Source organism: Leptospira sanjuanensis, assembly GCF_022267375.1.
GTDB lineage: Bacteria > Spirochaetota > Leptospiria > Leptospirales > Leptospiraceae > Leptospira > Leptospira sanjuanensis.
Genome location: NZ_JAIZBH010000003.1, coordinates 17621 through 42556, shown reverse-complemented (window position 1 = coordinate 42556; position 24936 = coordinate 17621). Strand labels below are relative to the sequence as shown.

Here is a 24936-nt window from a genome sequence, read left to right as displayed (position 1 = left end):
GATTCGATGCTATTCAAGACAAACCTGCGGCGAGTGTGCAAAAACCTTCTTCTATACTCCTATGAGATCAATACGGCCGAAAATCAAACTCGCCGGATAATTCTCTTCCCGATACGGTAAAATAGCGGACATTCTTTTTTTGAATGTCCGTTGTTCGAGAATCCGTTTTAAACACCCTAAAAATTCTAAAAAGCCATGGATTGCCAATCGGCCATCCTTCTTATCGTTCCGACGGATCGATATGGAAAAAAGTCAAGCCGAGCGGCGAAGACGGGGCGTGGAAACGAATCCGTGCACCATTTTCAAAAAACCTACAAGCAGCGGTAAAAAATCAAAAAAGAAAACTAATCGAACGAAAACAAGGAGCTTTAGAAAATCCATTACACGATTTTGAAAATAATAAGGACAACCAGCCTTTACTTTTTCAGGAAGAATCTTTTAAAAATAAAAGACCTTCACAACCTGAATCGATTCGTTCCATCCAATCGCTCGTATCTGAAAAAATTCAAAATAAAAAACCTGTATTCATACCTGAAAAAATAAAAAACGTATCAGATTTTAGAAATGGGGTCTTTGAAAAACTTTTAGCGGAAGACGGTGGAGAGAAGGCAAATGAGTATTTTGAAAGATCGAAAGGAATTGAGAGTATAAATACTCTTCTAAATCTTTCTTACAGATACGTTTCCATTTCGAGTGAAGTTTCGAATCAAATTACTCGCGCCATTGTATCGAGCACCGTTAAAGAATCGAAGAGACGTTCCGAAGCGTTGCTTGGAAACAAAAACGCCGAAGGCAAACACGACGTAAATTCGTATAACGTAAAAGAGATACAATCAAATTCTTTAGTAAAAATTGTTAAAGAATTCGAAGAAATTCCGCTTTCTCCAAAGGACTCGGAATTCTTAGAGAAAATCCGCGATTCACTCGCAAAAAATTTAATCCCACCTGTAAACGCTTCTCTAATTACAGACACCCTTTCCAAAATCCCCGTTAAAGAACCTTCAATCGTTTTAAAAGTTTTAAAGAACTATATCTCCGAATCCTTACTTACGTATAACTCGAAAATTGAAGCTAAAAAAATCGATGATACAAATCCTTTAAAAAGAACGGTTCTTGCTACAAAATTTAGAAATCTTGCAAGTAACATGACCGCACAAATCGAACACAAAGAAAATCCTCCGATTTCAAAACAGAATCCTACAAGAAGACGCGCGGGAATTGCCTGGGCAATGCAAGAAGATGCGAAATCTTTAAGAAAAGTTCAAGCCGTCCTTAAAGGAATGGCAAAGGAAATCGAAATAGGTGTTTTACCGGAAAATTTGAAAACGATCCGGTCAAAAGCGGACGTCGAAACCATTCTTTCTAAGGGAAGTTATTTTAAGTATCAAGATAAAGAATCTGAAAATCAAGAGGACAAACCCATAACAGTCCAGATTCATAGATTCAATACCTTTGGATTATTTTCTAAAAAGAATGATCTGATCATACGAAGCAATGGGTCTATATACGGACACAATATCGAATTGGCGCACAAAGCGGGACTCATTTCAAAAGAGGATATGGAGTTTGCAAGGAAAAACATAGTAGATCCAAAACCAGGAGAAGAATGGATCGAATCGACCGATTTAAATGAAATTGAAAAATACAGAAGAGTTTCTGAACTGATTCATAAAATAAATGAGAACGTATACGCAAAACCTGCGACTGAAAAATGTAAATCAACAGTTACGATCGATGGAAAAAAATACGAATTGTATTTTAAAGGAAAAGTCTACGGGCATTGGAGTTCAAACAGTCATAACTTACTAAAATTAGGATTTAAAACCACCGGCGAAGTACAAGAGGCGGTAAATCAATTCTATCGACTCTACAAAGAATATTCAGAAGGGGAACCGAGTGAAGAACAGATTAAAATAAAAAAACTGGAACACAATTTAATCGGGTCCAAACATCCAGGCTTTTTCCCGACTCCTAAAAAAATCATAACTCAAATGATCGATTTAGCAGACATCAAACCGGGAATGGATGTTTTAGAACCGTCAGCGGGAAAAGGAGATATTGCAGATTTACTTGATAAGAAAAAATACAATGTCGATACGATTGAAAAAAACGGGACACTCCGTGAAATTCTAAATTTAAAAGGTCACACCTTAGTCGATTGGGATTTTCTTGAATTTTCAGGCAAACAATATGATCGAATTCTAATGAACCCGCCTTTTGAAAAAGGTCAGGATATAGATCACGTAAGACACGCGTATTCTCTCCTTAAACCCGGTGGTAAACTCGTTGCCGTCATGTCGGAGGGACCGTTTTTTCGATCCGATAACAAAGCCAAAAATTTTCGAGAATGGTTAGACGACGAGGGAGGATATTCTGAAAAACTTCCAGATGGATCTTTTAAAGGTCCAGGTTCATTTGTTCAAACGGGTGTTTCTACAAGACTTGTAATGATTGAGAAATAAGTAAGATGTCAACTTTTTTCGGTCCATTTTCTAACGATGAAATCGCGTCGGAAAATAGAATTAAGAATCTTTTCATTTCGAAAACGGAGATTGATTTTTCATGTCCGCTTGGAACGTATAACGTGGGCGATTTGCTTCCTCTCAATTCAATCGTATTGGAAGTTTTTTTGAAAATCGATGTACCGTTCGACGGAAATCCCTCTTTAACAATCGGAAATACGACAAATCCATCAGGTTGGTTTGATTCTTTGGGAATCGACTTTTTAGAAACCGGAATTTTTGTATCTTCTGTCTTTGAACAAAACTCATCGACTACGCAAGGTCGTGCCTACTGGAATCCGAATACTTGTACGAAAGGAAGATTCACAATATTTCTTCTCTACTCGGAGGCTTAAACCTTAACAGTCCTTTCTTTTTTCTTCCGTTGCTCTCAACGATATAGGTAGTTTTGCAATATACGGCTTTGTATGGCCGATACTGTTTTTCTTCACCCTTTTCAAATCCTAAAAGCTACCCCCGAAGATCGCACAGGGGCGATCAAAATTCTCGTTAAAGCCTCGACCGAACGCGAAGACAGACAAGGGGAAACCATTCTTAAATCCGCGTATGCGGATCAGGAAATGAGAAAGGATTTTTGCGAACAGGGATATTTTGACTACAACCATCTAACTGACTATATCGAGAAAGAAATCTCAACCTTAAAGAGAGAAGGAAAACTTACCGGTTCATTACTCGTCGATTTAGAAAAATCAAAAACCGAAGCAATTATCGGCTCACCCGAACAAATAGGACTACGCGACGATTTTCCGCAACATTTAGGAATCAAAGACGAGGGACTTTATATTCAAGGAAGACTTTTTCCGGGAAACAAATTCGCGGAAGAAATCAGAAAAGGACTCCAAGCCGGTTTTAACGGTTGGGGTGCGTCTGTGTCCGGTCGAGCGCGTCCACAGGACTTTAACGGAAAAACGATTCGAAAACTTTTCCTTAAAAAATGTGCGATCGCTCCTCTCGCCGAAGTGATCAATCCCGACACTTCGGTGCAACTTCTAAAGGGTGCGGTTTTTTTAAAAGACATTGAAAAAAGTATGTCGAGTAGTATGCAATCGGATCTTGAGATCCTTGAAGAACCTGAATTTGATCGTTTCGTTAAAATTGAAAGGACGATTGCCTTTTTAACCAAACTCATTCAATCCGACCCGGCAATTCACGATCGTTATATCAATCTAATCTTTTCCGATTTTGAAAATCGTATTAAAAACTTAGAACAAGAGTTAAGGTCTTCCTGGGTTAAAAGTATCCTCGCTAACGAATATTATATCGAAGGCGATGATCTTGAGTCTTTGTCCGACCTCCTCTTTTTAAAATTAAACGAGGATACAGAATGCTCACGGACGCTATCGCACGTTTGACGGAACGCATAAAAAACAATCACATTCAAAAATCAAGTGGGGCAAGTGTAGATTCTCCCGATCTTCAAAATCTTGCATCCAAGGTTACGACCCTTCTCGATCAGGGAGCCGTAAAACCGGAATCGGAAAACGTTAAAGATTGGGCAATGGCTCAAGGAGTAGGGGAGGAAGATGCGAAAACCTTCGCAAACGATGTAATCGATGCGTATTTCGAAGATACATCCAATACGGATGTATCTAAATCGGAATTCGGATCGGCTGAAAATGAAGAAGAGAAAGAAGAAGAGGAAAAAAAGAAAAAAGAAAAAGCCAAAAAAGAGGAAGAGAAAGAGATCGAGAAATCAAAAACGATTTCTGAAATTCAATCCACATTAGAAATCCTAAAAGCAGGTCAAGAGACACTTGCCGCAGCGATCGAGCATCTTTTAGACAGAGCCGAAGATACGGCAAAAATCAAAAAAGATTTCCAAACTCTAAAGTCCGAACTTGGACAACTCGCATTAAAACCGGGAACCGAAAAAACACCTGTAACGACCCAGGTTCAAAAATCAAATCCAGTTCAATCAGGCACCAGTCAGGTAGCTCCCCAAGACAGGGACAAAGTCGGGGATTTAATCATCAAAGGAATGGAACAAGGAAAATGCCAGTTAGAAGACATGGCATACTTTCAATCCACGTACAGCCTGTCGGAACGCGCTTCCAAGTTTGTAAATGAACAAAGAGAGGTATTGAAATAATGCTTGGACCTTATTCACTCGACCAACTCATTGAAATTCAAAAAAGTTTTCAGGCAAACACCGCTAATAACGGAGCAAGCCCTTTCATCGACTTCAATTCTTCTGGTGCGACCCTCTCCATGCAGCTACTTGACAAAGTTGAGGTTGCTCTTGTTTCTACAGATAAAGATTTCAAGTTTCTAAAAGAAGTACCAAGACGCTCGATCACTCAAACACTTGCTGAATACAACCGGTATAAAAGTCACGGTGGTGCGTGGTATCATACATCTAATATCGGTCAATCCGACGAACCGACTTTTCGTGATGCACAACTCGAACGTCTTTACAACGAAGTGAGCTACAGCGCGGAAGGATTTTCTTTTAACAAAGTCGTGGATACGGTCACGAATTCGCAAGATCCGGAATTGATCCAATCGAATTCCGCTCTTCGCCGTTCTATGGAAAATCAAATGCGTAAAATTTGGTTTGGAAAGAAAAAACTAAACCAAAACGAACAAGACGGATTTGCGACCCAAGTTTCTGCACTCGGTAAAGAGTATTTTCACGATTGCCGTGGTTCTCTACCTTCAATCGATCAAATCAAATATTACTCTTCAAAAATTAGAACGAAAGCATTCGGTCAGGTCAATTACGCAAAAATGCACCCGGCGACCAAGGCGTTGTACGATCAGAATTTCGACCGGTTAGGAAGCGGTGTTGTTTTACAAAACTCCAGCCATTCACCTAACCAAACAACGATGTCAAACATCGTCTATGGAATCGCAGACTCCAATTCCAAAGATAATATAATCGCTTTTGATGACGATATTTGGATGGATCGCCACGAGTGGGGCGTTCCTATGCGAAGAAACCAAGCAGGGGATTGGGTCGAGGGCGCGACAAGCGATACCGAAGCTCCTCCAACTCCCATTTTAACGATCGATCCAGTCAATAATGTTCCTGGTTCCCTTTTTACGGGAAGTTATGTCGGTGATTACAAATACAGAGTGTGTGCCGGAACTCTTAGACACTATTCTTCTGCATGTAACGAAGTAAACGTTTCTATTCCGAATCTAGGGGCGGCAGAACTTACAATCACACCGGGAAACGGTGGAGTTCCCGAAACGCGCTATGTGATCTTTCGCGAAACCGCACCTGATTCAAACTTAATTCTGTATATGACCGAAGTTAGCCGAAACCTTCTCGGTGCGACAACAATCATTCAGGATCTTAACGAGACTCTTCCCGGTACGACTATTATGATTATGGGTGATTTCAATTCGAAATCTTCCAGCGATTCGACAAGAACCCTCGTCCTTTCCGAACTGCTTCCGTATACCAAAACACTTTTTCCGTATGGAGCGGGAGGAAATTTCCGCGCGAGGTATGGGATTGTCGAGGCATACAATGTCCTTCAAATCTTGGCACCGGAAAAATTCAGGCTATTCACAAACGTTCCTGTAAGACTCTAAATAAAAATCGAAAAAACTAACTCTTGGGGTGGAAACACCCCTTTTTTTTATGACTTCACTCGAAACACTTTACAAAAAGGGAAAGTTTCCTCGCACTCAAGGACTTATAGAAAGAATCGCGGTCGCGGCAAAAGACTCCTGGTCTCATAACGTTTTATCGGCAAAACCTTCGTGGTGGGGTAGAATGGCTATGTCGAATCGTGCAGGAGGGGGAGGGGGAATTCTTCTAAAAAAAGTTCCGGGTGGTTTTCGTGTCATTCATCCAAACAAGGGAAAATACAATTATATGAAAGTCATTGAAAATGGAAGAGGTCGTTACGATATGCGTCCGGCGTTACTCGGTGGGAGTCGTGCGAGAATGGGACCACACGGTCCTTATGTTATCGTTCCAATTTTTAAAAACGAAAACGGGACTCCCGTTTCTCCGCAACACAACGAAATCAATTCGGTTTTAATAAAGACCGGAACTTACAAAGAAGCAAATGCACATGGTCAAATGGTTACCCGAAACAAATACAAGTATCGAAGAGATCCCGGAATGACCGGTAAGGGAAACGTTTTTGCAAGAGAACAGGTATACAAGAACGGAAACGTTCAAAGATCATTCGTAAAATTCGTTGTAGTAAACAATTTCAGTCGAGATTTTTTTCAACCAGTGATTCAGGCTCAAAAAGTATTCTCTGGAGTCAAAGAAGACGTTGAACGCGCCTTTAAATCAAAACAATTCAAAAGCGCGGTTGCCGCTGATACAAAGGATTTGATTCGGGAACTACTTAGTAAAAAGAAACGTTAGGAAATATTATTTAATCTATAGGGTCTTTCAAAGTTACACACTTAGATGAAGGAAAAGTTTTTTCAATTAGGGAATTCGTATTCTTATCAAAAATCCATGATTTTATAATCACATTTTTATAAATTATATTTCCCTTGTTGTCATCTTCGGGAACGCCCTTCTTTAAGTCTACATAGGAGACTTGTAAAATCCTTTCATTTGCATAACAGATCATACCGTCGGGTCCAAATTGATCGATTGCAAACCCTTTTCCGTTTCCCATAGGGTATTTGTGTGCTTCTATTACATTCAAAATGTAATTTTCTGGATTGTTTGTTACATGTCTCAAAGTCTCATTGAAAATAATATAAAGCTTTTGATTACAACGAATCTGATCTATGGTGTAGTTATCTTCGTATGGCTCTCCTTTGATTTGCATGAGTGTACCGATTTCCGTTTTGCAGTTAGGAATCTCGTGTAAATATGTCATTCCGACGAAAGGGGCTTTTTGAATTTCTTCTTTCGAATAATGAACTGTTGTAAAATCATTTTCTTGGACAAACCCTTGAACGGTGTCGACTTTTACATGATTATAAAAATATCCATCTCGTTCAGATTGAAATCCTTCTGCATCAAAGGTAATTTTTTTCCCGTAGGGAAGAACTCCAATCACTTTCGATTTATGAAATGGAGATTCAAAAATATTAGCTCCCTCTAAATTAGAAACGAATAGGTCGTTCAATAAAGATTTTGTTTTTTTAAAATTATAAGGATTTACCAAAATCCAACCAATCTGTGAATCTTTCTCAATTTTTATCCAAGATTCGCGAGACTCTTTTGGTTGTTCTTCCAAAATTTTAACATAATTCCCAATTAGGATTTTTCTTATTTCCTTTGAGTCTCTATTCGGTTCTTCTAATAACGAAATCCCATTTATATCGATAATGATTCCACGGTTCATTTCGGTGGTAGGATGTTTACATTCAATGATAAGGAAAATGGAAATGAGTAAACTCGTGAACTTGAGAAAAATTTTAAATTTCATATAGATAATAAAATGAGATAATGTCCATTTTGGCAATTCACTAAACTTCCCTCTTTTCCGATTTCTAAATATTTGAAAGTGTCTGTTTTCAATGGACATTTCAATTCGTGAAGAGGAACAAAGACGTCAAGACGGACGCGATAATGGAGCGATTCTTTTCACTTATCCAGCTCCACCGGAAGACGTAGTGGTCGAGTATTTTAGGAATTACCTTCCTTTAACCGGAATCGAAGAAAGAAACTTAAACGTTCCGATCTCACACGGACACCCGCTTTATCAAGAAGGAGTTTCGTCTAAAGGTCCGAATACCAAATTTCCTAAAATTGGTGTCGAGTGCGCGACCGAAAAACACACTCAATTCTTAGGTCTGAATGAACATCACTTCAAAAATTCTGAAACGTTTATACAGCATTTGGAGAAAATCGCGGAACTTCCGGATTCAAAAAGACTTTCTTCGAAAGCCTTTCTTGATTCATTCTCAAGACAAAAACAAATCCAACAACTTCAATTCAATTGCGAATCTGACGTAATCATAACCGGATTTGTAACCGGAAACGCAGGAAGAAAAATAAATCAGTTCCTTTACGACTCCTCCCTTGCAACAACTCTACTGCTTGCAAACGATCTTCCGATCCTTTATCCCGGAACGTCCGTATTTCTTCCGGAAGATACTGAGCCAAATTTAACAACCACCGATTTCGCCGAGCCTTTCTGGGGTTTTGAAATTCGGGTAAGAATCGTTCAGACAAAATCGATCTTTAGAACAAAACCGGCCTTTCTTTTTCCCGATAAAGTGAAATTCGATGTAAGTTTGCGAAACAGCAGAACCCGATTTGAAAATAATTTTGGGTTCAAGGACTTGTCACTTGGATCAAGAACTAAACCTTAAAGGAAAGGAGAAACCTCCTCAAAACCTTTTAAGAAAAGAAACTCCAGAAGAATTTCTTTTGAAAAAAGAATCAGAACTCGGCAAACCGATCTCAGACCGGTTTCGCTCATTCTTTTACCGTGAACTAAACGCAATTCCTAACCGCTCCTTTGAGCAGGTTTGGGAGGTTGTGTTTGGGCGTAAGAGAAGCTGAGTTTTTAGGGAGAGGATACATTCAACCGGGTGCGAGGGGTGCCTTTCGCACTAAACCGGAATCCACCGGAATATCTCCGGACTTCACAACGCTCATTTTAATCGGTCCGGCCGACAACGGGTTTGATTCAAACGATTCAAACCTTCCGATTACAAAAAGATTTCAAGAATTCAGTGGACCAGACGAAGTAAGATCGGTCTTTGTTTCCGGTGACTTGGCAGACGCGGTAATAAACGCGTTTTCTCCTTCCAAAGATACAAGATTCGCGAACGGTCCTCAACTCATTCGCGCGCTGAATATTTCGAAGAACGTCACGGCAAACGCAAACGCTCCAACTGCTATATCAGGAATTCAGAATGTCTTAAAGGCTAGTATTCCCGGTCCGCGGGGAAATCAAATCAGGTTTCGAATAACTAACGGCGGAACCGTTATCCAAGTAGGTGACAAAGATGGGATTGTAAACTCCGCACCCATAGAAGCTAACGAAGTTCGAATTCAATACACGGGAAATGCTTCGAACGCGACTCTTTCCGTAAATGGAAATGAGATTCGAATTATTCTTTCGGGGAGTGCGGCCACCGATGGAAGTGGTGATCTTGTAGTTCCGGTTAAAGATTATCCGACTCTTTTAGAACTCGTCGGTTTTATCAATTCGAAACCCGGATATTCTGCGACTTTACTTTCACAACCCGATCGAAAAACTTCTTCCCTTGATTACATTGCAGAAAACGAAAACCAAGATGTTAAGTCGGCTCCTGTCGTTTTAAGATCTCTTCTTTACTGGCAGGAAACTTTTTTTCTTACGAACGGACTCGCAGAAATTGTTTCAACCCCCGAAAGAAAACCTCTTTCGGACACTCTTTCATTTACATATCTCACAGGTGGAACGACCGGGGTCTCCACTGCACAAGACTATCTAAACGCGATCGATACGGTTTTTGAAACCGAGGTCGCCAAAGGGTTCTATGTAAACGTTTGTACGTCTCTCGAAACGGTTCGGTTGTATCTCGCGGACAAACTCGCGGTCGGAAATTCTCCGGAAGGTTCAGACGAAAGATTCGGCGGTGCCGGTCTTGACTCTTCTAAAACGATCGATCAAAGAATCGACGATATAAAGACCACGAACTCCGAATACATGGTTCTCGGGCTTTCTCCTGTAACCCGTTACCAGGCTGACCGTGTAACTTTAAAAACATATCCGGGGTGGATGCTTGCGGTTCTTCATAACGCAATCAAAGCATCCGGTAACGTTCGTGAAACCGCGACTTACAAAGATCTGAATATTGTCGATGCTCCGGAGATTCTTTCAAAAACTCAAATCAAGAAAGTTTTACGCGCGGGTGGGCTTGTAGTCACTCGTAAACCGAATAATGGACCGTTTAAGATCGAGTTCGCACTTACTTCGTACCAAGCGCAAAACCTTATCAAAAACCAAGCCTCAACTGTTTGCACTGCTCTTGCACTGGTTAAAGATTTTCGGGAGTGGTTAAACGTAACTTTCACAGGAGAAGTTCCAACCGATCCGAACGCACTTGGAACCAATCTCACCGACGCAGATATACGAACAGCAGTTACGCAACGATTCCGGAACGTGTATATCACTCAATTTGGTTGGCTTACACGTAACATTTATACAGGCGAGGACGCGTTCGACGAAAATTTTGATATTCGTCGGGATGGTGACGTTCTCTATTTCGTTTTTCCAAATGGGCTGATCGTTACGCCGATCAATTTCATGTTCTTCCTCTTGCAATTAGACGTCGTCAGGGGCGTCGGCAAGGGCGAGTAACGTGGCTAAAAGTTCAAGACCGAATCCAAACATTCTAACAGGTAACGACGCGATTGTAAAAATAAACGGGCAAGCTGTCGGGTTTATGAAGTCAATCCGTGTGAACATAAACAACCACGTCGAAAGAATTCAAGCCCTTGGAGTACGAAAACCGAAAGGTTTAAAGTCCCTTGATTGGCAGGGCACCGCATCGGGGGAGTTTCATATCCTCACGACTCCTCAAGAGGGTGTTGTAAAAATCGACACTTATTCGGACGATCACGCAGACGACCTTTATGATATTCTCGTAATTGACAAAAGAACCGGAAAACGAGTCGGGCTTTTGATCGGTGCGGTAAACACGGAAGGGTTTAGTATCGTGAATAATGAAATGTCTGCGAGAGAACTTGAATTTGAACTTGTAGACTGGGAACCGATGGAGGCGTTTAATTAAACGCTTCTATTGCTTTAATTTCCAATCGTCGGTAATCATAAGAGCATTACGAATTTTAGATTGGACGTTATCCGGAACAATTGGATCGCTTTCTATGTAAAACGAAATCGGACATTTAAGTTCGGTTCCGTTTTCAAAAGTTCGACGGATAAGAAAATTTATTTTTTTACTTCCGCGTGCAATCGTATAGCCTCTGGTATCAGGACTAATTTCCAAACCAAGAGAATCTAAAATTCCCCTCAAATCACTCAAACGCATATTTATGAAGCGTAAGAGAAGTGCTTTTCTGTTTTATTTTGAAATTCTTCAGCTTTAGGAAGATTGAATGAACTTAAATAAACGACTTTTTGTTCATCGGATAATTTTGAAATGAACAGATTTATTTTTTCAATATCGGAGGGTACAACTTTCGTTTTTAAGGATGATTTTGAAGTATCATAGATAAAGAGATCAAAGAGTTCGACTACATCCTCTTTTGCTTCTTCAATACTTCGACCATAACCTAAAATTCCGCAATTTAAAATCTCAGCGTAGAAGTTATCATCAGACGCACCTTTGACTTTATAAATCAAAACCGGATAGGGCAAATGTCCTCGAACGGTTTTTGCTAATAGGAACGTTGCGTCAATTGGCTGGATATTAAATTGAGTGTCCATAGAAAACTAATGGTCCTCTCCCTACTAATTAGTCGGCTTTTTTACCGACTTTAACAATCTTTGTAAATCATTTTTGGGCCGAGGAACCCAGGCAAGTGGTTAATTTTACATTATTTTACTTTTTAGACCGACTCCAGTTCCTAATTCTTTACCTTTCGAAAAATTTCGAATTTATCTGCAAAAAGTACATTTTTGATAAAAAACGAAAAATTATGAAAAATCCAGGAGTAGCTTATGTATCTTTAAAACCTTTCATTCTTCCGATTTTCGTAAAAGATTTAGACTCTTTGCATGAGAATTCTAGAACCCGATAAACGGGTGACTCTTAACGTAAACTTAGACAGTGAAAACTTTTCCTTTCTTGCTGAAATCGCCGATCCTTCTACAGAACTCGATATTGAAATCGCAGTCGCCAAACGCCTAAATGGTGCAAGTCTTGAATCGATTCCGAATACGGTGTACGGATACCTTCTTGCAATCGCAACCCTCAACCACGTAGTCAAAGAAATTCCCGAGAGTTTTCCTCATAAAATAAAATCCTTCGAAGAGATTAGGGACAAAGAGTTCGTCGTAAAACTTTTTAACGAATATAAAAGAAAAGAACTCTGGTTTCATGCAGAGTTAAAAAAAAATCGGGACACTCAAAGAGGCACTTTCAGACGAGAAAAACATTCAAGACCTGATACTCATGAAAGAGTACAGGATTCTTCCGAAAGGGGTAACGAATCTTTCGAATCTCTTTCCGGAACAAAAGAGATTTCTAATCGAAGCGATGTCCCGATTCGACGAAGAGAAATACCTCAAGAGAACGAGACTTTTGTCGGAGAAGAAACAAGTCGAGGAAATGGAAGCAACGGAATTCCTCGGGAGTATCAGCCCTCAATTAGAAAATATCCTCGCACAAGAGGCCGGGTTTACGAAAGAACAAATCAAAACTCAAGGTGAAATAAAAAAGTCCGAAATACTTTCTCGAATTGAATCGGAACTAAAACTCCATGTCTGAAAGTTTAGATATTACGATAAACGGAAAAGCCGACTTTTCTAATATTGATAAAGAATTTGAACGCATTGCGAATAAAGGCAAGAAAGGTTTTAAGTTTTGGGGTAAAGGCGAGGGGAGTCTTTACGATAAAGGAAAGAAAGCCCGAAAAAAAATTGAATCAGCATCCAAATACGCAGGAACGAAATATGGTTCGGGAAGCGGATATGCGAATAAACTCGGTGCGGACGGATCGGATTTAGACGAGACCGGAAGCGGTGGTTTTTTTAACACTCTTGAAAAGAAATATTCTGCGGCCAAAGACCTAATCGCCAAAAAGAAAAAAAAGAAAGGCGAGGATTTAGACGAAGAAGAAGGAAAAGGAAGTTTTTCTCCTTTAGGAAACTTGAATACACAAAAGCCTGTTTCCGTTCAAAAAGCAGAATTTAAAATCCAACACGCCAATTTTGACAAAGGCGGTTTGGGTGGAAACGGTACTGGGGGAGGAGGTGGATCCGGCGGAGGAGATAACTCCGGTGGAAACGTAAGAGGAAGCGGATTTTCAGCAATGGGTATGGCGATTCCCGTTGCTGGTGCGCTATTTGCCATCGCCGGAGGAGTACTAAAAACGATCTCTGCGATCGGTGAGCAATATCACGCCTCTATGCAATCCCAAGCAACAACGATCGGAGCAACCGGCGGATACGTCGGAGGTGGGGGAGGGCTTTTTTCCAATTCCGAACTTGCACAAGCCAATGTAATTCGAGGTCGCGTAACGGGTGCGGATATTTTCGGAAAAGGAAATGCGATCGATTCCGAGACCATGAAATTTGCGGCGTCACAAGGCAAAGGAATCTCCGAAGTTGTAAAAGAACTCGAAACGATCAGGAAGGATTCCAAAAACGCAGACCTCGGTTTTTTAAGGGGCGGTGCAAAAGCATCCGGATTTTCCAACCTCCGGCAAGGGGAATACATTACAAAACTTGCAAATATCGCGGAGAATCTAAGAGCAAAAGGGTACTCCGGAGATATTTCCGATTATTCGAAATTCTCCGCCGGGATTTCAAGGTCTGACGGTAAATATATGGACGGGTCAAGGCGTCTCGGTCTTGCGGAGGAACTATCCAACCAAGGAAGAAGTGGTGCGTTTGGCGGCGGGATCTTTGGTTCTCTCTCAATGGCGCACGCCCTAAACGAAAACGGCGGCGATATTTTTCAGGCAATTCGCGACTCCGAAGCTAATCCAGGAAAATACATGTCTTCTGCTCTTTCCTCTCTTGATCCAAATACAAGAGGGATCATTCACAAAATGAGCGGCGGAAGTTATTCGGAAATGTCAGCTTTAAATTTTGGATACGGTGATTTCGCAAAAGACAATTCTTCGATTCACGCGGGATATAATAAAGGTTTGGAACTTGATAACAAAAAGAAGGAGACGTTTGCGACCGACATTGGACAAAACGCAGCACAGATCGGATACGATTTGAATAACGGAATGCTGAATATTTTTAAAGAAAACAAAGAAGTCATGCTGAAACTTACAAATGTGGTTTCCGGCATTGAAGCAAAACTTTTACCCGTGGTTTCGAACTCCGTTGGAGGAATCGCAACTGGAATAGAAAAACTGATCGAGTATACAGGTCCGGTGCTTGAAAAGTTAGGAACGATCGCATCCGTAATTTCACCGGCTGGACTTCTCATTCGACCTAAATAGAATTTTTACCGATTTTAACTTTTCGCATTAAATTCAGTTTAATGGAAATCCACAGAATTTTTTTTAAACTCTTTCAAAGAAATGGAATTTCAATCGAGCGGGAAGTTGAAGACTACGAAGTAGAATTTCAAGTTCAGCAACCGCAAAAACTAACCAAAGCAATCAGACAGTCGGACAACCTTGTTTCGATCCCGATTCCAACGGGAATATCATTTAAGTATGTCGTGATCCTTGCGAAGTATCTTGCAGACGATACGGCGATCGGTGTGAAGAAAGACGACCCGGCTCCTCTTGTTTGTAGAATCAACGGTTCAAACCAAGATCATCCTACTTCTCAAGGGTTCGTCGGATGGGCGGGTGGAATCAATACGCTGCGGGTTGCGACAACCTACGACACGAATCAAATTCTTGTCGAAGTGTATCTGGGATAACGTTTGAATTCGATCTTTAACTTTCTTTTAAAAGGGATCGGGGGAAGGGTTCGTCTTGGAAAAGGCGGACCGATCTTGTCCGCGACCCCTTCCGGAATCGAAGCGCGTCGCCCCGATGATGCAGGTCTAACCAATTTGAAAGTCGCTTTTCCCATTGAAAATGCGGACGCTGTAAATCTAGAATGGGTACGAAACGAAATTCTAGCCAACTGGAATACACCGGTTCAAAACCTTCTAGAATTAAAAAATATTCCCGCTAACGAAAGACGGGACAAACAAGTTCGGGAGGTAGAGGACGAACTCTCATTTTATCAATTCGATACTGAATCTCTTGCTTTAGTTCCTGATCAAAGTGATCCGGTACGGATTATTTTACCGAATGACTTAACTCCACAAAATCCGGGGCGATGGTTAAAAACAACAGCAAGGTCACAGCTTCACGCTCAACTTTTAGGTCTTTCTTCAAATGACCATCCACAGTATCAGCTTCGGAGTGAAAAAAATTCTTCCGGTGGTTTTCCCGGTCTTTCTACGGATTTGGATGCTCCAGGGATAGAGATTCTTTCGGCGGGGAACATAAAAAGTTTACTTAAATCTTCCGCTACCTCTAACCGCGATTTTCTTCTTCCTGACAAGTCGGGCGTTGTCGCACTCGACACTGAGTTCGTCGGTTCTTCACTGTCTTCAAACGGACAAAAAGGTCTTGTTCCAACTCCGCTAATTACCGACCGAGAAAAGTTTCTTGCGGGTGACGGGAGTTGGAAAACAAATTTCGGATCTTTAAAAAATTCCTCCGTGGTTTCTTCATCGTATACCGCAAACAAATACGAAAGAGTTCTTTGTGACGTTTCAGGCGGTCCGATTTCTATCTCTCTCCCTTTCCATCCAGACGACAATTTTGTCGTCGGAGTATTAGATGTTTCGAATAACGCTTCGACAAATCCTATTACGATTTTACGTAACGGAAGTTTAATCGAGGATTTCGCGGAAGACTGGCAACTTGATCTTGAAGGTGGATCTTGGGAACTCGCGTATTCGAAAGAAAGGGGATCATGGTATTTTCTTGGGATAAAGGCATACAACAATGTCGCACCTTCGAATAGTTTCCTTACAAATACTCCGACTTTCAACGAAACATCTCTTGCACCCTCCGCGAACGCGGTTAAAGAATACGTCGGTATTCAATATATTTCACTTTTGCAGCTTCTTTACTCGGTCGGATCGATCCAATCCGGAGGAGGTTATGCTCCTCCCGGAACTTTAATTAAAAATTCATACTTCGAAGGAATGACGAACGCAAGCGGATTGTGTGTTATACACACGGGTCTAGCAAATTCCATTTTGTCTGTATTTGTTTCCGTTTCGGATAACGCGGGCAAATGGTATTTTCATTTTCCAATCGGTACGACTGTGGCCGCCTACTTTGACGATGAGGGGATCGTTTCCGTTCAGTTAAGCGGTAGTCCCGCGTTTAACAACAGAAGTGTTCGGGTTTGGGTTGAATACAAGTGAAATCTTTCAAAAACGATTTTTTAAAAGACAATACTCTCCGTTCTTACATTGATTTAAAAATATCTGAAGAAGCCAATTTGCGAACTCAATCTGATTCTAATCTTCAAACCTCGATCCAATCTAAAATCAATTCTTCCGAAAAAGGAATCTCCGGAGGGGTCGCAACACTCGATTCAAACGGAATCCTTGTTACAAGTCAAAGACCTTCCATTTCCTATTCCGGGAACGTTTTTATTTTCAGACCCGGTGAGACGTCACCTTACGGAAATATTTTTAGAACCTGGTCAAGTCTCACGACGGCGGTCATGGCTCAAAAAGGAATCAAATACATTGAGTTTGACGATTCACTGCAAGGGGTCACGGTCCCCGTAGACAATTTTAGTTTTTCTGAATGTATTCTATCCCCCCGATTTAAAAAATCAACTCCGACGATCATAACCTTTTCATCCGGATTTTTAGTTTCAGCATGGCCGCTCGATGTGCAGAGTCTTAACTTACGATTCTCTTCACACTTTTTCGATAACATTGGTACAACTGTACTATCACTTACGGATTCAATTTTAGAATTTACAGGTTCAACCGGCAACGGAATAGATTTTTCGGGTGGCTCAATGTCCGTTTTTCTAAGGAATTCCTCAATCGTTGGAAACGGTAAGACGGTTTTTTCACTCGCCGGAAGATCTCTTCAAATCTATTCCATATATGGACTTTGTAGTGTAGATCAAGAATCAATCTCCGGGGCTGCCAATTCTTCTTTATCGGTTACAAATTACGGTGCAAATTTTGGGAATGGAAATTCCTTAATCGGTTCACAAAACGGATTTCTTGGAATCAGAACGACAACAGATTACACTCACACTTTAGAAAAGACCTTAACGCAAAAAGGTCAAATTCTCACCCGCGACGGGGGAAGTGGTTTTGTTTCCGTAAATCCAGGGCAAGACAATGATTTACTAATATACGATTCTACTTCAAACACGGGTCTAAAGGCGTCCTCGATCGCCGAGCTTCTTTCACTTCCCGGAATGAAGTCAATTTCTGAATTTGTTCGTCAAGTCTCACCGTTTACAGGATTATACTCCGCTGGTTCAAGGACTCTTGACTGCTCTCTTTCAAACCTATTTCGAATCACCGGGGGAAACGCAACCATTACACTTTCGAACATGACTGAAAACCAGGTTATCAACGTCGTTTTTGAATCTACCGGTTCTGCGTATTCGATCACCTGGACGGGGGGATCTTTTTTGTGGCCTGGTGCGGTTGTGCCTACTCCGACAGCGACGGCTTCCAGACGCGATCTTTACACTTTTATAAAAGTCGGTGGAAATATATTCGGCTCTTGTGTTTTGAACATGGGTTAGTTGTAATATATGTTTCTTCCGTTTTCTTTTTTCCAATCGAAGAACCAAAAACCGTATGTCGATCCGGTTGTAGTTGGTGCGTTAAATTCTGGAGCGGAAATTTATTCGTTAGTTCAAATCGGAAATATTCTCTTTTTAGGTGGATATTTCACTTCAATTGGAGGTGTATCAAGAAACGGAATTGCGGCGATCGATGCTAATACCGGAACCCTCCTATCTCATTTTCAATCCGGAGGGCTTGGCGGAACGAATCCGGTCATATCTTCTATGGTTTATACAGGAAACATGCTAATCGTTGGTGGAGGATTTAACTCTATAAACGGTGTTTCCCGTAATGGAATCGCAGCGATTGACCCCGATACAGGAAACGTTTTATCTTGGTATCCTCAAGGAGGTCTAACGGGGTCGCTTTATTCGATTATGACTATGTTACTAAAAGGTAATATTCTTTATGTTGCCGGATCATTTTTAACGATTGGTGGAGTTTCAAGGGTTAGAATTGCGGCGATTGATATTTCAACGGCAGGAGTTACCTCTTGGTATCCTTTCGGGGGTGTAAGTGGCGGCCTTTCTTCTAAATTTTGTCTTTCAGAAGACGGGAACACAATTTATTTGGGTGGTTCATTTTCAATGATAGGGGGTCAAAATAAACCTAAAATATCGGCACTTGATCCGATTAGCGGTTCGGTTAAAACAAGTTTTAATCCTCCGACTGTAAATTCAAGTTACACTCCGAATATAGATTCAATCTACCAAGTAGGAAATAATTTAGTGATCGGATCGGCAACGTCCAGTTTTACCGCAATTTCCGGTCAAACGAGATCAGGTTTTGCAATTTTGGATTCTACGAACGGATCTCTCACTTCCCTTTATCCAACCGGAGGATTTTCCGGAATAAGTCCGTATACAACGGGTTTTACAAGTATTGGTAATTCGTTATATGTTTTCGGTCACTTTGATTCAGTCGGTGGACAAACTAGAAACGGAATCGTTTCATTAGATTTGAATTCGATGCAAATTCTTTCTTGGTATCCTCCAAATGGTGTTGGCGGGAGTGATTTTTCAATTTTAAGAGCATTTCCATCTGATTCGAATTCCATTTGGGTTTACGGGTGGTTTACTTCCATAGGCGGAGTTCCTCGAAACGGAATCGCAAAATTAAATCTTTTCTAAAATACTAAATCCTTGTCCGTTTCTTCTTCAGCTTCATTTTCCAAGTCATATCCGTTTTCATTTTCTTCATACTCTTCTTGTGTATCGTCGTAATCTGAAAATTGATTTTGCTCAATGGATTGTTTGAGACTTTGAAAGTTCTGTTGAAAATACGGATTTAAAATAACAGCTCCGGCCATTTTGTAATCTTCTTCACTAACCCCGTAAAGATCCGCGAGCGTTTCCGCTATTGTCGGATCATCTTGAGCAATTCTTACCTCATCGACAAGTTTCCAATTGGCAACCTCGTCTTTGAGTTTTGAAAGTTTCTCTTTTTCGTCCTCTGGGTTTTTGCCTTGAAACTCGCAAATTATCCCGGCGAAATCCTCTTCTCTAAAATCTTTGATTCGGTTAAAAGATGATTCGAAATACGTTAGTAGAGAAAGGTTGGCCCGAGTCATCGAAAGTTTACTTTTTTCGACCTGATTCCCTTCAGAGAACGTTGCTTGTGAACCGATGAGTCGTAACCCAAGTTCGGCTTGGTCCATGCCGTGTCCCATGAGGACAAAGGATGTACACCACTGCATTAGTTCTTTAAAAATCATGTCGTTTGGAATGTTAAGTGGAGTCCAGCGCACTTCTCCGACGGATGTTCCGATAACGGGTATGTTATGAGAATCATCCATTCCAGAGACCATTTCTCTCCATTGGTGTTGAAGCGACTCCATGACTTCTGGAGTCGCGTCTCCTTGAAAACTAATAAACCCTTGCGGGTGAAGACGTGAGAAATTGTTTCGGTTGAATTGTAAGGATTTGATTACAGCGACTAGATCAAGTATGCAGGCTTCGAGTGGAGAAAATCCGAAACCTCTCATTGCAACGTCGCTTAAATGGTTTTTATGAAGCCAAAGAATTTCAGATTTTGAAAATGTTTCGACGATATTGTCGTCTATGATTTGAACGAAAGAAATGCTTTTATCTCCCCTGTATCCTTTTTGTGGATCAACCGGAAAAATAGTCGCTGGATCAAGATACCGTATCTCGATTAAGTTTCCAAGAGAATTGTAAATTAGAAAAAAAGCGATTGAATCAAGAGTTAAGGTATCGCGCGTCATCATCTCGATTACGGAACCGATGTGGTCGCGATTTTGCCAACCAGGAACGAGGTCTCCCATTTTGTCTAGGAAGCGTCCGAGCTTTTTCATTCTAAAAAATATTTCGTCATCTACAGTATCTTCTTCGTTTTCTGTTCGAAACCAAAGCCCTTGTTTTTGATTGATTTGTGCAAACCTAGAAATGTCCTCGACCCGAACTGTGTGGATTGCTGAAATTAAAGAAGTTCCGTAACTTGCGTTTCTTAATTCTTGGTATGGGATTCTCCAAGTGGGGCGAAGTTGGATTCCGTCGCGAATCTGTTGAAGTTGGTCGTAGTTATATACTGGATTACGTCCGGCGACTCTTTCCGAATTTACCTGATTGAAAAACGATTTTGCGAGGAAGGAGAGTTTGTCGTTTATGATTTTCGAACTTATATTCTTTTGGTCTTGTTCGTTTCGCTTTTGTCTTTTCGCTAAATTCTTTTCATAAAACTGTCCACGAGGTCGTCCGTTCTTTTGATTCACGGATATTAAAATATATTTTTTGAAACTATCGGAAGCGGGGTTTTACCTAGGTTTTTACTGGGTAAAACCCCGGTTTCGTGAAATTTTATCGGGTAGGAGAGTACGTTTATCCTAGTTTCCGATATTAGGATCTTGATTTTAAACTCCTTGCATGTCTCGAAAGTCGTTTACATTTCAAGATTTTTCACGTCTTGAATTTCAAAATCAATTCACAGCTCCGGGAAGCACGCTTCTAAATTCAAAAGACCGTCTTTATTTTATCACGGAAGTGATCGCAAATGGAGCTTGGACCATTCATGTGAAAGGAAACAATGAGGATCAGGAATTGCGGGACTACTCGAGAACCGGTACAGGAGACAAACAGTTCTTTCGACCGATTTGTGCAAGCGAAGCAAGTTTTCAAGGGATTTCGGAGGTAAGCGGGTTTTGGATCAATGCTTCCAAAACTTCACACTAATTTTATGTTTTCAAATTCAAATACTACTCTTGTAAAAAAGAAAGTTACGGTTCACGGTAAATCCGGAGATTATCAAGCGTATCGAAATACAAAAGCCGGTGAGGATATTCGTACACCCCGCGAGAAAAAAATTGAAGAGGCTAAAAAAGCACGAAATCGCGTCTCTTACAGTAAAGAAAAATCTGACGCTGAAGTTAAACGCGAGAAAGAAATCGCAGAGAGACATTTAAAATTCGAATCTGAAATCAAAGAACAAAGACGAACCTTTGGAGCTGGTCCAAAACTTCCAAAACCCGGTATGATTATGCGAGTTTACGCGAAAGGTCGGGCAAATGTAGGCGGTATGCTTGCAAAAATTAAAGAAGTGGCCGCCGACGGGAAGTCAGTAGTTTGTGAACTCACGTCCGGTATGACCCATACACTTCCGATCGAACATCTAGAATTTGCGAAATCCCAAATCTTTTCCGATTAAGTCGAAATTTGTACATTAGAAGAATGAAATATTCTTCTATCAATTCTTGTATTTATATTGCTCGCCTTTGACTTACGGTTACGGCGGAGATTTAAACAGGCAATCCGAAGACTACGAGTATCACGATCTTTCCGCACGCATTTATCCCCAACTTGAAAAGTCAGGCGCGCCCCTCCCAGGTTGGGGAACGCTCATTCATCCGGACGAGCTTCGCCGGATCATGTTTTTCGGAAACGAACCGCTTCTTACTACGCGCGGTACTCAAATGGAGGATTTCCAATTAAAAAATTGGGTCGATCAAACGGTTCGGGCTTTCTCGCAAGAAATCGAATGGGACGTATATCCGAGACTTTTCCGTTCCCGGCCACTTCCCGGTCAGTCGGGCAGATTTGATCTTGAGCCGCGACTCGGAAATATCGAAGAGTATGCTGAGTGGGATGACACCTACGATTACGATCCTTCTAAGAGTACGAATTTTTTCTTAAAACTACGAAGAAAGAATCTGTGTAAAGTCCATCGTTGGGTTTTAACCCTTCCGTGGTCCGGATCAACGGTCTTTGATTTAACGTCGCGCGCTTCGATCCAATACAAAACCGGGATTCTACGCGCTATCTATACCCGAATTCCTTGGGGTAGCACAGGACTTCCGCAAACCGGTATTCAAGGATTTCGTGCGCTCAACCAAGGAATGTCAAATCTTCCTGGTGCGTATCAAGTTGATTATACAACCGGTTACGATCACGCTTCCCGAGTACCGAGAGAGTTAAAAGATCAAATTCTAAAATACTTTATGATTTGTTTTCTTTCCTCTTACGGCGAGGGGATCATCGGTGGGGTCGCGAATTACTCGACTTCGGTCGGTGTCATTTCGGAATCAATTGGTACCACGATGTCAGCAGAAAACGCTTTTTTCGGTGCGAGGATCAAACAGCTTTCAAATGAACTCAAAGAATGGTGGAAAACAGGTAAACTTCGCTACACGGGTATTTCTTTCGGAGTTTTGGGATAATGGATGAGTTTTCAAAACTAAACGAAATCAAAGACGAGAACTTTCACGGTGTTGTCGGTTATCTTGCGAGTATAATTCTTTTTCTTTCGCAGTTCGCAATTTGGATTTTAAAGAAGATTCGGGAACTTCGCATATCAAAAAGTTTCGAACCTATCTACAAAGTCAAAAGTCCTTACTTTCACTCATTTGGCGAGGTTACTCGGCTCGATATTTTCTTAAAAAGAAACTTGTCCGTTTCTACTTCCGAAATTTTGTACGAAGACCTTGTATTTCTTTATAATACGGCCAAGGAAAGAAACTTAGAATCGATAAAGATTGAATTCGCACACTACGGAACACTATCTCACGCTTGCGGTTTTGCAGTTTTAAGATTCCTCGATCACGTCGCAGAATACAACGGAATCCGCGTTGTGATAAAGTTTCCGACGAACTCATCCGACGCAGTAAAACTTTTTCTTAATTTGCAAAAACACCGAGCAAAATCCGATTCCGGAAGAATCGAACTTTATCTAAACGATTATTCGGAAACGCATACAAATAATTCTTAAAATCCCACTCCGATACTTTTTTACTTCGTATGAATGGATGAGTGAAATACGAAGAGTTCATTCCTGCGCTTATCGAAGAAACAAAGAACAAGTTTTCTAAAAATGGAAAAGATTTCCCAAAACTTGATTTCGAAAATGAGAACGTTCTTATCGGCGTCCGAGGTATTTCCGTTATCAAAAACAAAGTCGTATTGAACAACGACTCGTTCGATCAGTTTAACGATGTTCTTTTCAACATCTATCCCGGCGGGAAATCGTGGGGATCGCGAGTGGTTACGATGGATCCCGGTCGTGTTTCCGAAGAAACATTAGTTAAATATGGTGTAAGGGGCGGGGAAGCGCGCACGGAGGAAGGACTCTATCTTGTTAAAATCGGGATTCATCACGGACACGAGGCTTTCGTTCAAGGATCGGATTTTTCTTTTCGTCGTGACAAAGACGGAAATCACGTTTGGGAGTCTTCAGATCCTTTATATTCGGGTCGAGTGGGTCTAAACATCCACGCGCAAGGAACCGCAAAGGACTACGTCGGCGTTTCTTCGCTTGGTTGTACGGTTACGAAAGCAACCTGGCAAGATTCCGAGTGGATCGAACTGATCTCCATCTTTAAAGGCGCGGAACTTCGCACGAAAAAACTGAATCCTCAATTTGCCGGATTTTGTTACGCGGTTCACAACCAAGACACTGCAAGAAAAATTCTTTCAAGGTAGGATCATTTTGAAAAAGAAAATCACTGCAAAAGAAATCTTAGAAATCCATCCGGAGTCCGAAGAGGCTAAGAAACTCAGCGATACTTTATCTAATGCGATAGTGGTCGAGAAAAATATTTTACGGCCTTCGAATCAGACTTTTTTTCTCGGTCTATTTTTCTTATTCATTGGATTTTATCTCATCAAGTATTTCCCGGATGCAATCATCTCGGAAGGTTTAGGGGGAATCCGTGCTTACGGTTTGTTTTTAACAAGCGGAGCCGTTCTCATGTCCTGGTTTAAAACGGGTGAGATTTTAAAAGTCGTCGGCGACTTTATTGCAAAGATTCGCGGTGCGGGAGGCTAGTCAAACTCTTCTAAAAAACCATAAACGTAATTCTTTTTTAAAATCTAAAAGGACTTACACATTTGAACGATCTCTTTTCAAAACTTAAAACTTACTTTTCAGAAAACAAAATTTTCTTTATCACAAGACTTTTCTTTATCTTATTCCTTATCCTTTTTATAAAAATCAACCGGATTCAGATCAGTATGAATCCTCCGGAAGAGACTTTCGAAAAAGTAAATCCAGTTGATTACTCCCAAGACCGCTCTCGACTCATCTGCTACGCGCGCCGAATTCCGAAAGAAATTCATAAAGTCTGCGAAGGTGCTTTTCCAGAGAAAAAGGAGGGTAAATAACCATGAGATTCTTTTTCTTACTTTTTTTTACATTTACAATTTCTGTAAATTGTGCGAGTTCAACTAACTTTAAAAATGAACCAGGTCCGGAGCCTACCAGGGAACTCGGTTGCAGTAAATTCAAAGGGAGCTCTTGGTTTCGTTGTTTGGAAATCCAACATGCAAGGTGGGAGAAAATCGAATCAACAGCCGCAGCCGTAACGATTCTTTCGGAAACGAGAGAAGGGGAGTATATTCGGACTAAAAAACGAATCTGTTGGACTGAGAATTTTTGTCACACATTCGATCAGGTTACGTACAACCCTTCTTATTGGCAAACTCTCAGACAAGTTTTAGAAATCGCAGCTCCTTCGTTTGTAGTAGGGATTTTAATCGGTTTGAGTTTCTGAAAAAGATGACTGAGTTTCAAATCGCAGAACTTATCCTTTTTTACACGGCGATCGGAACTC

General features: G+C 40.9%; 25 protein-coding genes. 22 read left to right on the top strand and 3 right to left on the bottom strand.

Annotation, left to right across the window (positions count from 1 at the left end; all coding sequences use genetic code 11):
• The first annotated feature begins 143 nt into the window (after positions 1–143).
• The 5 genes from LFX17_RS20550 to LFX17_RS20530 all read left to right on the top strand — a co-directional run bounded on the left by LFX17_RS20550 (position 144) and on the right by LFX17_RS20530 (position 6855).
• Entirely contained in the window at positions 144–2462 is a 2319-nt protein-coding gene (locus LFX17_RS20550; protein ID WP_238748805.1) for a methyltransferase, read from the top strand.
• 467 nt (positions 2463–2929) lie between these two features.
• A complete protein-coding gene (locus LFX17_RS20545) occupies positions 2930–3874 on the top strand; it encodes a hypothetical protein (protein ID WP_238748804.1) in 945 nt (314 codons plus the stop codon).
• Complete coding sequence (locus LFX17_RS20540; RefSeq protein WP_238748803.1) at positions 3847–4611, top strand: hypothetical protein; 765 nt, start codon at positions 3847–3849, stop codon at positions 4609–4611. The genes LFX17_RS20545 and LFX17_RS20540 overlap by 28 nt, the downstream gene beginning before the upstream one ends.
• Positions 4611–6062 carry a capsid protein gene (locus tag LFX17_RS20535; RefSeq protein WP_238748802.1) on the top strand — a complete coding sequence of 484 codons (1452 nt, stop codon included), beginning with the start codon at positions 4611–4613 and terminating at the stop codon, positions 6060–6062. The genes LFX17_RS20540 and LFX17_RS20535 overlap by 1 nt, the downstream gene beginning before the upstream one ends.
• Positions 6063–6111: 49 nt before the next feature.
• Positions 6112–6855 carry a hypothetical protein gene (locus tag LFX17_RS20530; RefSeq protein ID WP_238748801.1) on the top strand — a complete coding sequence of 248 codons (744 nt, stop codon included), beginning with the start codon at positions 6112–6114 and terminating at the stop codon, positions 6853–6855.
• Between the two features lie 10 nt (positions 6856–6865).
• On the opposite strand, the gene LFX17_RS20525 is transcribed toward LFX17_RS20530, so the two are convergent.
• A complete protein-coding gene (locus tag LFX17_RS20525; RefSeq protein ID WP_238748800.1) occupies positions 6866–7978 on the bottom strand; it encodes an SH3 domain-containing protein in 1113 nt (370 codons plus the stop codon).
• Between LFX17_RS20525 and LFX17_RS20520 the strand changes: the two genes are divergently transcribed.
• Genes LFX17_RS20520 through LFX17_RS20505 form a run of 4 tightly spaced genes read left to right on the top strand, consistent with a single transcriptional unit; the run spans position 7971 to position 11183 of the window.
• Positions 7971–8768, top strand: coding sequence for a hypothetical protein (locus LFX17_RS20520; RefSeq protein ID WP_238748799.1), 798 nt, complete (start codon positions 7971–7973; stop codon positions 8766–8768). The two genes, LFX17_RS20525 and LFX17_RS20520, sit on opposite strands and share 8 nt — an antisense overlap.
• Complete coding sequence (locus tag LFX17_RS20515) at positions 8746–8961, top strand: hypothetical protein (protein ID WP_238748798.1); 216 nt, start codon at positions 8746–8748, stop codon at positions 8959–8961. Before LFX17_RS20520 ends, LFX17_RS20515 begins: the two co-directional genes overlap by 23 nt.
• Positions 8942–10750: a hypothetical protein gene (locus tag LFX17_RS20510; RefSeq protein ID WP_238748797.1), complete on the top strand. Its 1809-nt coding sequence runs from the start codon at positions 8942–8944 to the stop codon at positions 10748–10750. Before LFX17_RS20515 ends, LFX17_RS20510 begins: the two co-directional genes overlap by 20 nt.
• A gap of 1 nt (position 10751) precedes the next feature.
• A complete protein-coding gene (locus LFX17_RS20505) occupies positions 10752–11183 on the top strand; it encodes a hypothetical protein (RefSeq protein WP_238748796.1) in 432 nt (143 codons plus the stop codon).
• A gap of 260 nt (positions 11184–11443) precedes the next feature.
• On the opposite strand, the gene LFX17_RS20500 is transcribed toward LFX17_RS20505, so the two are convergent.
• Positions 11444–11839, bottom strand: a complete 396-nt coding sequence (locus tag LFX17_RS20500) for a hypothetical protein (RefSeq protein ID WP_238748795.1) — start codon at positions 11837–11839, stop codon at positions 11444–11446.
• A 291-nt stretch (positions 11840–12130) separates the two neighbouring features.
• Between LFX17_RS20500 and LFX17_RS20495 the strand changes: the two genes are divergently transcribed.
• From LFX17_RS20495 to LFX17_RS20470, 6 genes are read left to right on the top strand one after another with little or no spacing between them, the layout of a single operon-like run.
• Positions 12131–12784: a hypothetical protein gene (locus LFX17_RS20495; protein ID WP_238748794.1), complete on the top strand. Its 654-nt coding sequence runs from the start codon at positions 12131–12133 to the stop codon at positions 12782–12784.
• 50 nt (positions 12785–12834) lie between these two features.
• A complete protein-coding gene (locus LFX17_RS20490; protein WP_238748793.1) occupies positions 12835–14532 on the top strand; it encodes a hypothetical protein in 1698 nt (565 codons plus the stop codon).
• Between the two features lie 41 nt (positions 14533–14573).
• Positions 14574–14963, top strand: a complete 390-nt coding sequence (locus LFX17_RS20485; RefSeq protein ID WP_238748792.1) for a hypothetical protein — start codon at positions 14574–14576, stop codon at positions 14961–14963.
• 3 nt (positions 14964–14966) lie between these two features.
• The gene (locus LFX17_RS20480; RefSeq protein ID WP_238748791.1) at positions 14967–16475 is read left to right on the top strand and encodes a hypothetical protein; all 1509 of its coding nucleotides are present in this window, start codon (positions 14967–14969) and stop codon (positions 16473–16475) included.
• Positions 16472–17836, top strand: coding sequence for a hypothetical protein (locus tag LFX17_RS20475; RefSeq protein WP_238748790.1), 1365 nt, complete (start codon positions 16472–16474; stop codon positions 17834–17836). The genes LFX17_RS20480 and LFX17_RS20475 overlap by 4 nt, the downstream gene beginning before the upstream one ends.
• 9 nt (positions 17837–17845) lie before the next feature.
• Positions 17846–19009: a PQQ-like beta-propeller repeat protein gene (locus tag LFX17_RS20470; RefSeq protein WP_238748789.1), complete on the top strand. Its 1164-nt coding sequence runs from the start codon at positions 17846–17848 to the stop codon at positions 19007–19009.
• Here the strand turns inward: LFX17_RS20470 and LFX17_RS20465 are convergent.
• Complete coding sequence (locus tag LFX17_RS20465) at positions 19006–20610, bottom strand: portal protein (RefSeq protein ID WP_238748788.1); 1605 nt, start codon at positions 20608–20610, stop codon at positions 19006–19008. The two genes, LFX17_RS20470 and LFX17_RS20465, sit on opposite strands and share 4 nt — an antisense overlap.
• Positions 20611–20761: 151 nt before the next feature.
• Here LFX17_RS20465 and LFX17_RS20460 point away from each other — a divergent pair, with 151 nt between their 5' ends.
• The 7 genes from LFX17_RS20460 to LFX17_RS21090 all read left to right on the top strand — a co-directional run bounded on the left by LFX17_RS20460 (position 20762) and on the right by LFX17_RS21090 (position 24876).
• Positions 20762–21067, top strand: coding sequence for a hypothetical protein (locus tag LFX17_RS20460; protein WP_238748787.1), 306 nt, complete (start codon positions 20762–20764; stop codon positions 21065–21067).
• A 4-nt stretch (positions 21068–21071) separates the two neighbouring features.
• Positions 21072–21539 (top strand): hypothetical protein, encoded by a 468-nt coding sequence (locus LFX17_RS20455; protein ID WP_238748839.1) that lies wholly within the window; start codon positions 21072–21074, stop codon positions 21537–21539.
• A 67-nt stretch (positions 21540–21606) separates the two neighbouring features.
• Entirely contained in the window at positions 21607–22548 is a 942-nt protein-coding gene (locus LFX17_RS20450; protein ID WP_238748838.1) for a hypothetical protein, read from the top strand.
• Complete coding sequence (locus tag LFX17_RS20445; protein ID WP_238748786.1) at positions 22548–23096, top strand: hypothetical protein; 549 nt, start codon at positions 22548–22550, stop codon at positions 23094–23096. The genes LFX17_RS20450 and LFX17_RS20445 overlap by 1 nt, the downstream gene beginning before the upstream one ends.
• Positions 23097–23137: 41 nt before the next feature.
• Positions 23138–23806, top strand: coding sequence for a hypothetical protein (locus LFX17_RS20440; RefSeq protein ID WP_238748785.1), 669 nt, complete (start codon positions 23138–23140; stop codon positions 23804–23806).
• Between the two features lie 7 nt (positions 23807–23813).
• Positions 23814–24152 (top strand): hypothetical protein, encoded by a 339-nt coding sequence (locus LFX17_RS20435; RefSeq protein ID WP_238748784.1) that lies wholly within the window; start codon positions 23814–23816, stop codon positions 24150–24152.
• A 337-nt stretch (positions 24153–24489) separates the two neighbouring features.
• A complete protein-coding gene (locus LFX17_RS21090; protein ID WP_406600727.1) occupies positions 24490–24876 on the top strand; it encodes a hypothetical protein in 387 nt (128 codons plus the stop codon).
• Positions 24877–24936 lie beyond the last annotated feature (60 nt).